Source organism: Curtobacterium sp. MCJR17_055 (assembly GCF_003224335.1).
GTDB lineage: Bacteria > Actinomycetota > Actinomycetes > Actinomycetales > Microbacteriaceae > Curtobacterium.
Genome location: NZ_QKLF01000001.1, coordinates 247,812 through 261,212 on the forward strand (window position 1 = coordinate 247,812; position 13,401 = coordinate 261,212).

Here is a 13,401-nt window from a genome sequence, read left to right on the forward strand (position 1 = left end):
GGCCGCCCGGAGCCCTGCGTCAGGTGCTGCTGATCCGGGTGTACTTGCGCACCGCCCACGGCACGAACACCGCGAGCATCACCACGATCCCGATGAGCACGGTGGCGACCGGGTGCTGCATCGTCCAGATGTCCGGCACCGGCGCGGACCCCGCGTTGCCGAACAGCTGCCGGGCGGCCTGCACGAGCGACGACACCGGGTTCCACTCGGCGAAGACCCGGAGCACGAGCGGCATGGTCTCGCTCGGGACGAACGCGTTCGAGATGAACGTCAGCGGGAACAGGATCATGAACGACGCGTTGTTGATGACCTCCGGCGTCCCCACACTCATGCCGAGCAGGGCCATCACCCAGCTGAACGCGTAGCTGAACAGCAGCAGGAGCCCGACGCCGGCCAGGAACTCGAACGGCGACGAGGTGACCCGCCACCCGACGGCGAGGCCGGTCACCATCATGATGACCATCGAGATGCCGTTGAGCACGAGGTCCGAGGCCGTCCGGCCCACGAGCACCGCTGACGCCGACATCGGCAGGGTGCGGAACCGGTCGACGAGCCCGTCCTTCAGGTCCTGCGCCATCGCCGACCCGGAGAACGTCGCCCCGAACACGACCGTCTGCGCGAAGATCCCGGCCATCAGGAACTGCGTGTAGTCGGTCCCCTGCACGCTGATCGCACCGCCGTACACCTGGCTGAACAGCAGGACGAACATGATCGGCTGGAGGACGGCGAAGACGAGCATGTCCGGCGACCGCTTGAGCTTCGTGAGGTTCCGCTTCGTGACGACCCAGCCGTCCTCCATCCACACCGCGAGCGGGGACGTCACCACGACGGGCAGCTGCCGCCCGAGGGCCGACCCGGTGGACGTCGCGGTCACCGGCTCCGCTCCCGTCCGGCACCCGCCGCCAGGTGTGAACCGGCGTCCGGGTCACCGGGCGACCCCGCCCCGGTGCCGGTGGCGCCGCCGTCTGTCGGTGGTGCTCCGCGGCCCCGCCGGGAGGCCCGGCCCGCGCCCGACCCGTCGCCCGCCTCCGCCTCGTCCGCCGTCGCCGCGTGCCCGGTCAACCGGAGGAACACGTCGTCGAGCGTGGGGCGGCGCATGCCCGCGTCGTGCAGCGCGACGTCGGCCGCCCCGAGGTCGGCCAGGACCCGTTGCAGGGCCGCCGGCCCGGCGTCGACGGCGACCGCCAGCGACCGACCGTCCGCACTGGTCTCGACCTCGCCGCTGCCGTGACGCCGGAGGACGGCCGTCGCGGGCTCCCCGTCGGCGGCGTCGACCAGCGTCACCGCGAGCCGGTGTCCGCCCACCTGCGCCTTGAGCTCGTCCGAGGTGCCCTCGGCGATGACCCGACCGTCGTCGATGACGGCGATGTCGTCGGCCAGCTGGTCGGCCTCCTCCAGGTACTGCGTGGTGAGGAGCACGGTCGCACCGTCGGCGACGAGGTCCTCGATGATCCCCCAGAGCGCGAGACGGCTGCGCGGGTCCAGGCCCGTCGTCGGTTCGTCGAGGAACAGCACCCGCGGGTTCATCACGAGTGCCCCGGCGAGGTCGATCCGTCGGCGCATGCCGCCGGAGAACCCCTTCACGGGCCGGTCCCCCGCCTCGGCGAGCCCGAACACGTCGATGAGCTCGCGGGCCCGGTCGCGCGCGGCCCGGCGTCCCAGGTGGTACAGCCGGCCGATCATCTCGAGGTTCTCGGCCCCGGTGAGGTTCTCGTCGACCGCGGCGTACTGCCCGGACACGCCGATCGCGCGCCGGGTGCCCTGCGGGTCGGCGACGACGTCGGTGCCGGCGACGGTCGCGGTGCCGGCGTCCGGGACGACCAGGGTGGTGAGCACCTTCACGGTCGTGGTCTTCCCGGCGCCGTTCGGGCCGAGCAGTGCGGTGACGGTGCCCTCCGGCACCGAGAGGTCGAGGCCCGCCAACGCGTGGACGGGCCCCGACCGTGACGTGTACGTCTTGGTGAGGTCGGTGGCCTCGATGATCGCCATGTCGCTCCTTCGTGACCGGCTGGACAGGAGGGGCCGGTGGAGCGCGGAGCGTCACTCAGACGTCGAAGCCACCACCGAAGTCGCCGCCGAAGTCCTGGTCGAACCCGCCGCCGTCGTTCGAACCGCCGAAGTCGGATCCGCCATCGCCCCAGGAGGCGTTCTCGTACCCGCCGCCGTCGGACGCACCGCCGTCGCCGGATCCGTCACCAGTGTCCCCCTGACCGCCGTCGTCCGCAGCCCCTGCATCGGTTCCACCGTCGAACGACCCGGGGTCCGGCAGGAAGGCGCTCATCAGGGCGGACCCGATCACGTACCCACCGACGGTGCCGAGCAGGGAGGCGCCGAGCATGCTGCCGAAGCCGGATCCCTGCCGTCCGCCGAACCCGCCGCCGCCGCCGATGCCGCCGAGCGAGCGCTCCATGTACCCGGGCTGGCGGAGCTCGGAGCGGGTCGCCGACTGGGCCAGGGAGCGGGGGTCGTCGCCGCGCGGGGCCTCACCGGCGGGTGCGGTGCGCGTGAACTCCTCGTAGACCATGCGGCGCTGCTCCGGGGTGAGCTGCGCGAAGGCCTCGGCGTGCACCTCCTCGATGCGCTCGGGCGGAGCGGTGCGGAGCAGGTAGCGGTAGCGCGCGACGGCGCGCTCGTCCTCGCCACCGCCCTGCTGCTGCGGTGCGCCGGTCGGCTGCTGCGGTGCGCCGTACGGCTGCTGGTACGACTGCTGGCCGTACTGGTACCCCTGCTGCTGTCCGCCGCCGGGTCGTGGCTGTGCCGGACGCTCCTCGCGGCCGAGCAGACGGTCGAGGAATCCCATGACGTGCTCCTTCGTGCGGACACCGTGCCCGCTGGCGCCCACGGTAGGCACCCCCGGCCCGGACTGACTGGGTGTGTGCTCAGAAGCAGCCGCAGAGCGTCACCGCTCCGACCCCGCACCGAGCAGCGCCGCGGACCAGATCGCGGCCAGCTCGTCGGCGGCGCCGGGGTGCGCCACGAGGAACGGTGCCCCGACCGGCGGGAAGTCGGACACCGGTCCGTCCAGGGTCAGTACCACCCCGCCGGCCTCGTGCACGAGCAGGACCGCGGCACCGTGGTCGACCGGGTCGAACGCGGGCGTGCACGCGCCGATCCCCCGCCCGGCCGCGACCTGCGCGATCGTCAGCGTGCCGGACCCGGTCACCCGCACGGAGCACGACCGCGCGGCGAGCGCCGTGACGAACGCGGTGAAGCCCGACCACGGACGGTGCCCGTCGAGCTCGGTGCCGACCACCGCACCGGCGAGGGCACGCGGGCTGTCGTCGAGACGCAGGACCCGGTCCCGCTCGGTGGCGCCCCGGCCGCGGCGGGCTTCCAGCACCTCGCCGCGCCACGGGTCGGCGACGACGCCGACGACGGGTCGTCCGGAACGGGTCAGGCACAGCGAGGTGCTCGTCCACGGCACGCCGTTCGCCAGGTTCGTGCTGCCGTCGACGGGGTCGAGGTACCACCGGTGCTTGTCCCCGGGCGCGACGCCGTACTCCTCGCCCGTGAAGCCGTGCTCCGGGAACACCGCGCGGACCCGGCCGCGGACGTGCTGCTCGATCGCGCGGTCGAGGTCGAGGACCCGGGCGGCGGCGTCACCGGCGTCCGTGCTGATCCGGTGCTCCCGGGTGAAGGCGATCACCTCGTGCGCGATGCGGTGTGCCAGGGCCTGGGCCCGTCCGGCGACCTCGGGCTCGGTCGGCTCGCGACGCGGGACCCAGCCGTCCCGCTCCGCCGCAGCGAGCACGGCGTGCACCGTGGCGACGTCCTCGGTGAGCAGCAGGTCGGCCCCGAGTCGGGTCGCCCAGCGCGTCGGCTCGGGGTCGTCCACGGTCCACACCGCCACGCAGAGGCCCAGGGCGTGTGCGGCCCGGACGGTCGCCGGGGTCAGGAACGCGACGTCGAGGTCGAGCGTCGAGGGCCGTACCGTCGTCAGGTGCGCAGCCGTCGGCGCTCCGAGCGAGTCCCACGGCAGCCACACGTCGGCCTCGGGCAGCAGCGCGCGCACGGCCGTCACGGCGTCGGTGGTCCCCCGCCAGGCGACCGGCACGGACCCCGCCGCGGCCTGCACGGTGCGGACCGCCACGGCGGCGTCGGCCGGGTCGGCGAGCCGGACCAGCAGTGACGCCGAGCACCCGTCGAGTCGCTCGAGCACCGCGTCGAGCCGTGGGATGCGGTCGAGTCCGTTGCCGAGCCGGGCGACGTCGCACCAGGACACCTCCGACACCGGGCGGCCGTCGCCCCACATCCGCCCGAGGGTCTCGTCGTGCAGCAGCACCGCGACGTCGTCGGCGGTGCGCCGGACGTCGACCGCGATGACGTCCGCGCCGAGCGCCTCGGCGACCGCGACGGCGGGCAGCGTGTCCTCGCGGCGGACGCGCGGGGCACCGCGGGAGGCGACGACCCGCGGCGGACGCGGTCCGGGCCTCCCGGTCGCAGCGGGGGCCGGGCTCTCGAGCGTCGTCACCACTCCATGGTGGGAGGGCCGCCCCAACGGCACGTGACCGAACGGTGAACTCCTGGCTGCCCGCCGCACCCGAACGCCTGCGAGGATGGTGCCGTGGAGACTCGACCCTGGAACTGGCTCGCGGCGGTCGTCGACGTCGTGCTCATCGTGACGTTCGCCGTCATCGGCCGCGGGTCGCACGGCGAACCGTTCGCGCCGCTCGGCCTGTGGACGACCGCGTACCCGTTCCTCGCGGGGTGGGCGATCGCGTACGTGACGTCCGGGGCGTGGTCCCGGCCGCTCGTCACCTGGCCGACCGCGGTCGTGGTGTGGGTCCTGACCGTGTTCGTCGGTCTGGCCATCCGGGTCGCGACCGGGCAGGGCGTGGTGGACGGGAACCCGCTGCCGATCTCGTTCGTGGTGGTCACGACGATCGTCCTCGGGGTGTTCCTGGTCGGGTGGCGACTGCTCGCCCGACTGGTCCTGCGCGCCCGGGCCCGCCGGACCGGTGCCCGGACCGGAGCGGCGACGCCGCAGCGCTAGAAGAGTCCGCCCCGCGGGCCCTCGTCGGGTCCGTCCAGCCCGCGGAACATGTCCGAGACGAGTGCGGCGATCTGCGGTTCGACCAGACGGTCGACCGCCTCGGCGATGCGCTCCCGGTGGTCCGTGAGCGCCAGGCAGACCGCCGTCCCGGTCGACCGCGCGCACTCGTCGGACAGCTCGATCTCGTGCCGGAGCGCGGCCTTCGCCTCGTCCGACAGCGGCTCGCGCGGCTCCTGCTCGCTCGCGCCGGTGCCGGCGAGCTCACCGAGCGTGAACAGGAACGGCTCACCCGGCTGCGGCTGCGGGTCGACGTCCAGACCCTGGAACTCGGGCTCGAGTCCCTCCGCCGGCTGGTACCCGGCCCGTCGCTTCCGGGCGGCGGCGCGCTCGAGTTCCCGCTGCAGGAGCGGCAGGTTCCGCGCGGTGTACTCGTCGACCGCGTCCTCGACGATGGCCGACATCCGCCCGATCAGCGCGTGCTGGACGGGGTGCGGCACGTCCGGGCCGAAGCCAGCGGCCGCCGCGATCGGCGACCCGGTGCAGCGCCTGCAGATCCGGGTGCGTGGACGTGCTGAACCGATCTGCCACCGCGGCAGCCAGCGCAGCCAGACGTCGACGGCGTTCCGCACGCGTCCGTCGATGCCGTCCATCCCGCCAGCGTAGGCGGCGCGCCCGGGATCCGCGCGGAGGCGCCGGGCGGGTCCGGACGGGAGGCCCGGTGTGGGTCCGCCAGACCGGTGCGCTCGGGTCAGACCGGTTCGGTCACGGAGTCGCGCGCGCCCCGCTCAGGCGACACGCCAGCGGCGCGCGGCGCCAGCGCCGACCGAGCTCGCGAGGGCGGGTGATCATGGCGCTTCGGTCACGAAGTCGATCAACTCCTCGACCCGTCCGAGCAACTGCGGCTCGAGGTCGGCGAAGGTCCGCACCTGCCCGAGGATCCGCTGCCACGCCCGCGCGATGTCGGCCTGCTCCGCGTGCGGCCAGCCGAGCGCCTGGCAGATGCCGGCCTTCCACTCGATCGACCGCGGGATGGTCGGCCACTCGCGCAGTCCGACGCGCGCGGGCTTCACCGACTGCCAGACGTCCACGAACGGGTGCCCGACGACGAGCACGTGCGCGCCCCACTTCCCGCGCATCACGGCGTCGGCGAACCGCGACTCCTTCGAGCCCGGCACGAGGTGGTCCACCAGCACGCCGACCCGGCGCTCCCGGGTCGGGCGGAAGTCGTCGAGGACGTCGGCCAGGTTGTCCACGCCGGAGAGCTCCTCGACCACGACGCCCTCGACGCGGAGGTCCGCGCCCCACACCTTCTCGACGAGTTCGGCGTCGTGCTTGCCCTCGACCATGATCCTGGAGGGCAGCGCCACGCGGGCGCGCTGCTGCTCGACCGCGAACGAGCCGGACGCGGTGCGCAGGCGGCCACCCTCGGGCGCACGCCGGACCGCCGGGGCCTGGTCGGGCCTCCCGGCCGGTCCGCTCGTCCTCGCCGGCGGTGCCGCGGCGGCGGCGCGGCCGACGGGTGCCTGTGGGCGGGTCAGGGAGACGAGTTCGCCCTCGAGCAGGAACTGCCCCGTGAAGGGGAAGGCGCGGGTGCGGCCCTTCCAGTCCTCGAGCGACACGTTGCCCGCCTCGAGCCCGACCACGGCGCCGGCCCAGCCGGAGGCCGGGTCCTCGAGCACCATGTCCCGTTCGAGCGGCACCTGCCGCACCTTCCGCACGCCTCGCGAGCGCCAGTCGCCCGAGAGCACGTCACTGCCGTACCGGTCCTCGTCCACCCGCACGAGCGTACTGTCGACGGGCGGCAGGACGACGTCGACCGGCCGGTCCCCCACCATCACGACGGAAGGCACTCCCCGTGCGCGCAACAGTCATCCACGCTCCTCGCGACATCCGTGTCGAGGAGCGTGACGCCCCGACGATCATCGAGCCGACCGACGCCGTGGTCCGCATCACCGCCGCCTGCGTGTGCGGCTCCGACCTCTGGCCGTACCGGGGCGTCCGCGACACCACCGAGCCACGCGCCATCGGCCACGAGTTCGTCGGCGTCGTCGACCAGGTGGGCGACGGGGTCACGGACCTGCACGTCGGCGACTTCGTCATCGCCCCGTTCACCACGAACGACGGCACCTGCCAGGCCTGCGCGCACGGCATGACGAGCGGCTGCGACCACCGCTCCACGTTCGGCGTGACGCCGGACGCGTACGGTCACCCGCTCGGCGGCGCACAGGCGGAGTACGTCCGCGTGCCGGATGCGGCAGCCACCCTGGTGGTCGTGCCGGGCCCGGTGGACGACGACCTCGTCCCGTCGCTGCTGACGCTGTCCGACGTCTTCTCGACCGGGCACCACGCTGCGGTCTCCGCCGAGGTCGGCCCGGGCAGGACCGTCGTCGTGGTCGGTGACGGCGCGGTCGGCCTGTCCGGTGTCCTCGCGGCAGCGCGACTCGGCGCGGAGCGGATCATCGCCATGAGCCGGCACGCGGACCGCCAGGCCCTCGCGCGCGAGTTCGGCGCGACCGACATCGTGGAAGCCCGCGGTGACGAGGGCGTGCAGGCGGTCCGCGACCTGCTCGGCGGCGACCTGGCCGACTGCGCGCTCGAGGCCGTCGGCACCGCGGAGAGCATGGACCAGGCGCTGCGGGTCGTCCGTCCGGGCGGCAACGTCGGGTACGTCGGCGTCCCCGCGGGCGACCCGGAGCTGCCGATGCCGTTCCTGTTCGCCCGGAACATCACGGTCGGCGGCGGCATGGCCCCGGCCCGCGCCTACATCGAGGAGCTGCTCCCCGACGTGCTCGCCCGCACGATCGACCCGGGCCGCGTGTTCGACCTCGAACTGCCGCTCGACGACGCCGCCGAGGCGTACGCCGCGATGGACGAGCGCCGGGCGATCAAGGTGCTGCTGCGCCCGTAGGGCTCGGTGTCCCGCACGGGACGCACCGTGGGCGGCCCCGGGCAGCGGTGACGCATCGCCCGCGGCCGCCCACGCTGCGCCGTCGTGCGGAGGGGGTCAGCCCCGGACCGCGAGGACCCGGTGCGGGGACGCCGACTCGGCCCGCCACCCCGGCGGCAGGGCGGCGGCCAGCTCCGGCACCGTGAAGCTGCGGCGGATCGAGCGGAGCCCGTCCTCGCGGATGAACGTCCCCGCGGTGACGAGCACCGACCCGATCGCGTACAGGCGGTAGGCGGCTGCGGACCGCCGGATGTCGGAGTGCACGCTGCGCGACCCGGCGAGCACCGCGGAGTCACGCAGGAACGTGTCGCGCTCGGCGTCGTCGAGGTGGTGCAGCACGTGGTTCGAGACGACCACGTCGAACCGCTCACCAGCGGCGACGAGCTCGGCGCTCGACTGCTGCCGGAAGGTGACCCCGGGCGCGGACAGCCGCTCGGCCGCCCGGATCGCGCGCGGGTCCGGGTCGACACCGACGACCTCGAGGTCGAAGCCGTCGCCCCGCGCCCACCGGCTCAGCGACCGGGCGAGGTCCCCGCCGCCGCAGCCGAGGTCGAGCACGCGGGCCCGTCCGGTCGCGGGCAGCGCCGGCACCACGTGCGTCTGCCACACCGCCCGCCAGCCGCTCACGGCCGCGTTCACGACGGCGAACCGCCGGTAGGTGCGGTCGAGCGTGGCCGGATCGCAGTGCGGGTCGTCCATGAGTTCGCGCAGGTCGACGGCGCGCGCGGACAGGTCGATCCGGTCCGTCACGCACCCACCACCGTCAGTGCCGCGGCCTCGACCGTCAGGCCCGGCCCGAAGGCGAGTGCGACGACCGGGGTGCCGTCGGTCGGTCCCGCGGCCAGGGCTTCCTGCAGGACGAACAGCACGGTCGCGCTCGACATGTTGCCGTGCTCGCGCAGCACCGTCCGGCTGGCCGTCAGGGCGCTGTCGGGCAGGTGCAGGGCGTCCTGGGTGCGGTCGAGGATGGCCCGACCGCCCGGGTGCACGGCCCACACCGGCACGTCGTCGGGGGTCCAGCCGCGCGGGTCGAGGAGCGGGGCGACCGCTTCCTGCGCGTGCACGCCGATGAGCTTCGGCACCGCGGTGCTGAGGACCATCTCGAAGCCCTCGTCGCCGATGTTCCACGCCATCTCGCTCGCGCCCTCGGGCAGCACCATGGTGGTGAACGCGTCGAGCCGCAGCCCGGAGCCGTCCGCGGTGACGACGGCGGCGGCGGCCCCGTCCCCGAAGACGCTGTTCGCGACGATCTGGTCCGGGTCCTCCGAGTGACGCACGTGCAGCGTGCAGAGTTCGGCGCACACGACGAGCACCACGGCCGACGGGTCGGCTCCGACGAAGGCGTCCGCGATGCGGAGGGCCGGGAACGCCGCGAAGCACCCCATGAAGCCGACGTGCTGGCGGAAGACGTTGCGCGGCAGGCCGAGTTCCTCGACGATCGCCAGGTCCGGACCGGGCTGCGTGAAGCCGGTGCAGGACACGGTCACGACGTGCGTGACGGTCGCCGGGTCGACGGCGGCGCGTTCGAGGGCGTCGCGGGCGGCACCGACGAACAGGGGCGGCGCGAGTTCGCGGAAGCGGTCGTTGCGCATCCCGGTGCTCGGCGAGGCGAGCACGCCGTCGACGTCGCGGAAGGGCCCGGGCTCGGCCGCTGCGTCGAGCTCGGGCAGGACGCTGTGACGGTGCTCCACCTCGGAGGCGTCGAACGCCGCCGGGACGAGTCGGGTCGCCAGCCGCCCCAGGCCGGGCTGGGCGGCGAAGAGGTCACGGACCTCCGCCTGCCCGAGGGTGGTCCGCGGGACGGCGGTACCGATGGCTCGGATCGTTGCTGACACGCTCCATCCTGTCACCAGGTCGCTGACGTGTCCCCAGGATGGTCCGGACGCCGTGGCTGGCGTCTGAGCCGCCGGCGGACGGACGGGAGGCCCGTGGCGATCCCGCCACGGGCCTCCCGTCTCGCAGTGCCCCGCCCTACTGCTGCTGGGCGCGCTCCAGGACCAGCTCGCGGACGCGTGCGGCGTCCGCCTGGCCCTTCATGGCCTTCATGACCGAACCGATGATCGCGCCGGCGGCCTGGACCTTGCCGTCGCGGATCTTCTGCAGCACGTCGGGCTGGCCGGCGAGGGCTTCGTCGACCGCGGCGGTGAGGGCGCTGTCGTCCGAGACGACCTTCAGCCCGCGGGCCTCGACGACCTGCGCCGGTGAGCCCTCACCGGCGATGACGCCCTCGAGGACCTGGCGTGCGAGCCGGTCGGTCAGGTCGCCGGACTCGACGAGCGCGATGACCTCGGCGACGTGCTGCGGTGACACGAGGTCACCGGGTGCGGCGTCCTGTGCGTTGGCGACGCGGCTGATCTCGCCGGTCCACCACTTGCGGGCGGCCTGCGGAGCGGCACCGGCGTCGACCGTGGCCTGGACCTCGTCGAGCAGGCCGCCGTTGACGACGTCCTGGAACTCGAGGTCGGCGAAGCCCCACTCGCCCTTGAGCCGACGGCGGCGGGCCACCGGTGCCTCGGGCAGGCCGGCGCGGAGCTCCTCGATGAGGGCCGGGTCCGGCACGACGGGCAGCAGGTCGGGCTCCGGGAAGTACCGGTAGTCGTCCGCGTCCGACTTGGGGCGCCCGGCCGAGGTGCGGCCGGTGTCCTCGTGCCAGTGCCGGGTCTCCTGCGTGATCGTCCCACCGGCGGCGAGGATGGCGGCCTGGCGCTGGATCTCGTAGCGGATGGCGCGCTCGACCGCGCGGAACGAGTTGACGTTCTTCGTCTCGGTCCGGGTGCCGAGCTCCTCCTGTCCCCAGGGGCGCAGCGAGATGTTCGCGTCGCAACGCAGGTTCCCGCGCTCCATCCGGGCCTCGGAGACGCCGAGCGCACGCACGAGGTCGCGGATGACCTGCACGTAGGCGGCACCGAGCTCGGGCGCGCGCTCCTTCGCGCCGATGATCGGCTTCGTGACGATCTCGACGAGTGGGACGCCGGCGCGGTTGTAGTCCACCAGGGAGTACTCGGCGCCCTGGATGCGACCGGTGGCACCGCCGACGTGCGTCAGCTTGCCGGCGTCCTCCTCCATGTGGGCGCGCTCGATCGGCACCTGGAAGATGGTGCCGTCGGCGAGTTCGACCTCGACCTCGCCCTCGAACGCGATCGGCTCGTCGTACTGGGAGATCTGGTAGTTCTTCGGGTTGTCCGGGTAGAAGTAGTTCTTCCGCGCGAACCGCGAGCTCTCGGCGATCGAGCAGCCGAGCGCGAGCCCGAGCTGGATCGAGTAGCGCACGGCCTGCTCGTTGACGACCGGCAGGGACCCGGGCAGGCCGAGGTCGACCGGTGTCACGTTCGTGTTCGGCTCGCCACCGAAGAAGTTCGGCGCGTCCGAGAACATCTTGGTCTTCGTCGCGAGTTCGACGTGCACCTCGAAGCCGAGGACCGGCTCGAACCGCTCGATCGCCTCGTCGAAGTCCATGAGTGCGTCCTTGGCCATCAGATGACACCTTCCTCTGCGGCGGACTGCTGTACGGCGTCCAGGTCCGGGATCCGGGAGATGAGCGGGGCGCCCCACTGCTGCTCGAGGAGCCGCTCGAGGGCCGCGCCGACGCGGTAGAGCCGGGCGTCCTCGCGCTGCGGCGCCATGAGCTGCACGCCGGTCGGCAGGGAGTCCTCCGGCGCGAGGCCGTTCGGGATGCTCATCCCAGGCACACCCGCCAGGTTCGCCGGGATCGTGGTGAGGTCGTTGAGGTACATCGCGAGCGGGTCGTCGATGCGCTCACCGATCTTGAACGCGGTGGTCGGCGCCGACGGGCTGATGAGCAGGTCGACCTGGTCGAACGCGGCGGCGAAGTCCCGCTGCACCAGCGTGCGGACCTTCTGCGCGCTGCCGTAGTAGGCGTCGTAGTAGCCGGCGCTCAGCGCGTAGGTGCCGAGGATGATGCGGCGCTTGACCTCCGGACCGAAGCCGGCCTCACGCGTGGCGGCCATGACGTCCTCGACCGTGGCCCCGCCCTCGGGCGTGACGCGCAGACCGAAGCGCACGGAGTCGAACTTGGCGAGGTTCGAGGACGCCTCGGCCGGGAGGATCAGGTAGTAGGCGCTGATCGCGTAGGCGAACGACGGCGCATCGATCTCGACGACGACCGCACCGGCCGACTCGAGCAGCGCGACGGTCTCCTGGAAGCGCTGCGTCACGCCCGCCTGGAAGCCCTCGCCACCGGCGAGCTCCTTGACGACGCCGATGCGGACGCCCTGGAGCGAGTCAGCCTGCAGGCCCTCCCGCGCGGCGGCGGCGAACGACGGCCACTCCTGGCGGAGCGAGGTCGAGTCCTTCGGGTCGTGCCCGCCGATGACGTCGTGCAGGAGCGCGGCGTCGAGGACGGTGCGGGACACCGGGCCGATCTGGTCGAGGCTCGACGCGAGCGCGATCGCGCCGTAGCGGCTGACGCCACCGTAGGTCGGCTTGACGCCGACGGTGCCGGTGACGGCGCCCGGCTGGCGGATCGACCCACCGGTGTCGGACCCGAGGGCGATCGGCGCCTCGTACGCGGCGACCGCAGCGGCCGAGCCGCCGCCGGACCCGCCGGGGATCCGGTCGAGGTCCCACGGGTTCCGCGTCGGGCCGTAGGCCGAGAACTCGGTCGACGAGCCCATGGCGAACTCGTCCATGTTCGTCTTGCCGAGCGGCACCAAGCCGGCACGGCGGAGCTTCGCGACGGGGGTGGCGTCGTACGGCGGGACCCAGCCCTCGAGGATCTTCGACCCGGAGGTGGTGGGCATGTCCTGCGTGCACAGGACGTCCTTCACGGCGATCGGCACGCCGGCGAGCGGGCCGAGGTCGTCCCCGGCGGCGCGGCGCGAGTCGATCGACTTGGCCGCGGCGAGCGCGTTCTGGTTGACGTGCAGGAACGCGTGCACGTCCCCGTCGACGGCGGCGATGCGGTCGAGGTGCGCCTGGGTCGCCTCGACGCTCGAGACGTCGCGGGCCACGAGGGCGTCGGCGAGCGCAGCGGCGCTCAGTGTGGTGATGTCGTCGGTCACTGTTCCGCCTACTGTTCTTCGCCGAGGATCGCGGTCACGCGGAAGCGCTCGCCGTCCGAGTCGGGGGCACCCGAGAGGGCCTGCTCCTGGGTGAGCGTCTGGCCGACCTCGTCGGGGCGGGAGACGTTCTCGAGCGGGACCGGGTGGCTCGTCGCGGGGACGTCCGGGGTCGCGACCTCGGTGACCTTCGCGACGCTGTCGACGATGAGTGACAGCTCCTCGGTCATCTTCTCGATCTCGTCGGGCGTGAGTGCGATACGTGCGAGGTTCGCCAGGTGGGCGACCTGCTCGCTCGTGATGTCAGGCATGGTGCTCCGTCGATCGGTTCGTGGAATGCCGCCCAGTCTATTGGGCGGGCCGGACGGAGGTCGGACGCCCCTCCTCGGCTCGGGACCCGGACCCGGACCCGCAGCCGAGCCGGGCGTCCGAGCAGGACGCCT

13 protein-coding genes are annotated in these 13,401 nt (G+C 73.5%); 2 read left to right on the top strand and 11 right to left on the bottom strand.

Features of this window, described 5'->3' with window-relative positions; all coding sequences use genetic code 11:
- Window positions 1–19: 19 nt before the first annotated feature.
- The 4 genes from DEJ16_RS01185 to DEJ16_RS01200 all read right to left on the bottom strand — a co-directional run bounded on the left by DEJ16_RS01185 (window position 20) and on the right by DEJ16_RS01200 (window position 4,471).
- Window positions 20–799, bottom strand: coding sequence for an ABC transporter permease (locus DEJ16_RS01185; protein ID WP_110824004.1), 780 nt, complete (start codon window positions 797–799; stop codon window positions 20–22).
- 71 nt (window positions 800–870) lie between these two features.
- Window positions 871–1,989 carry an ATP-binding cassette domain-containing protein gene (locus DEJ16_RS01190; protein ID WP_110823733.1) on the bottom strand — a complete coding sequence of 373 codons (1,119 nt, stop codon included), beginning with the start codon at window positions 1,987–1,989 and terminating at the stop codon, window positions 871–873.
- A gap of 55 nt (window positions 1,990–2,044) precedes the next feature.
- Complete coding sequence (locus DEJ16_RS01195) at window positions 2,045–2,800, bottom strand: hypothetical protein (RefSeq protein ID WP_110823732.1); 756 nt, start codon at window positions 2,798–2,800, stop codon at window positions 2,045–2,047.
- A gap of 99 nt (window positions 2,801–2,899) precedes the next feature.
- Window positions 2,900–4,471, bottom strand: coding sequence for an inositol monophosphatase family protein (locus DEJ16_RS01200; protein WP_181419401.1), 1,572 nt, complete (start codon window positions 4,469–4,471; stop codon window positions 2,900–2,902).
- Between the two features lie 93 nt (window positions 4,472–4,564).
- On the opposite strand from DEJ16_RS01200, the gene DEJ16_RS01205 reads away from it, so the two are divergent.
- Window positions 4,565–4,993: a DUF3054 domain-containing protein gene (locus DEJ16_RS01205; RefSeq protein WP_110823730.1), complete on the top strand. Its 429-nt coding sequence runs from the start codon at window positions 4,565–4,567 to the stop codon at window positions 4,991–4,993.
- Here DEJ16_RS01205 and DEJ16_RS01210 read toward each other — a convergent pair.
- Both DEJ16_RS01210 and DEJ16_RS01215 read right to left on the bottom strand, forming a co-directional pair.
- Window positions 4,990–5,643 (bottom strand): spermidine/putrescine ABC transporter substrate-binding protein, encoded by a 654-nt coding sequence (locus DEJ16_RS01210; protein ID WP_110823729.1) that lies wholly within the window; start codon window positions 5,641–5,643, stop codon window positions 4,990–4,992. The genes DEJ16_RS01205 and DEJ16_RS01210 overlap by 4 nt on opposite strands.
- A gap of 195 nt (window positions 5,644–5,838) precedes the next feature.
- Complete coding sequence (locus DEJ16_RS01215) at window positions 5,839–6,768, bottom strand: DUF3097 domain-containing protein (protein WP_110824003.1); 930 nt, start codon at window positions 6,766–6,768, stop codon at window positions 5,839–5,841.
- An 80-nt stretch (window positions 6,769–6,848) separates the two neighbouring features.
- Here DEJ16_RS01215 and DEJ16_RS01220 point away from each other — a divergent pair, with 80 nt between their 5' ends.
- Window positions 6,849–7,901 carry a zinc-dependent alcohol dehydrogenase family protein gene (locus DEJ16_RS01220; protein ID WP_110823728.1) on the top strand — a complete coding sequence of 351 codons (1,053 nt, stop codon included), beginning with the start codon at window positions 6,849–6,851 and terminating at the stop codon, window positions 7,899–7,901.
- A 96-nt stretch (window positions 7,902–7,997) separates the two neighbouring features.
- Here the strand turns inward: DEJ16_RS01220 and DEJ16_RS01225 are convergent, their stop codons facing one another.
- The 5 genes from DEJ16_RS01225 to gatC all read right to left on the bottom strand — a co-directional run bounded on the left by DEJ16_RS01225 (window position 7,998) and on the right by gatC (window position 13,269).
- Window positions 7,998–8,690, bottom strand: a complete 693-nt coding sequence (locus DEJ16_RS01225) for a methyltransferase domain-containing protein (RefSeq protein ID WP_258365738.1) — start codon at window positions 8,688–8,690, stop codon at window positions 7,998–8,000.
- Entirely contained in the window at window positions 8,687–9,775 is a 1,089-nt protein-coding gene (locus DEJ16_RS01230; protein ID WP_110823727.1) for a type III polyketide synthase, read from the bottom strand. Before DEJ16_RS01230 ends, DEJ16_RS01225 begins: the two co-directional genes overlap by 4 nt.
- A 136-nt stretch (window positions 9,776–9,911) precedes the next feature.
- Window positions 9,912–11,414, bottom strand: coding sequence for an Asp-tRNA(Asn)/Glu-tRNA(Gln) amidotransferase subunit GatB (gatB, locus tag DEJ16_RS01235; RefSeq protein WP_110823726.1), 1,503 nt, complete (start codon window positions 11,412–11,414; stop codon window positions 9,912–9,914).
- A complete protein-coding gene (gatA, locus tag DEJ16_RS01240) occupies window positions 11,414–12,961 on the bottom strand; it encodes an Asp-tRNA(Asn)/Glu-tRNA(Gln) amidotransferase subunit GatA (protein WP_110823725.1) in 1,548 nt (515 codons plus the stop codon). Before gatA ends, gatB begins: the two co-directional genes overlap by 1 nt.
- Window positions 12,962–12,969: 8 nt before the next feature.
- The gene (gene gatC / locus DEJ16_RS01245; protein WP_110823724.1) at window positions 12,970–13,269 is read right to left on the bottom strand and encodes an Asp-tRNA(Asn)/Glu-tRNA(Gln) amidotransferase subunit GatC; all 300 of its coding nucleotides are present in this window, start codon (window positions 13,267–13,269) and stop codon (window positions 12,970–12,972) included.
- Window positions 13,270–13,401: the final 132 nt, after the last annotated feature.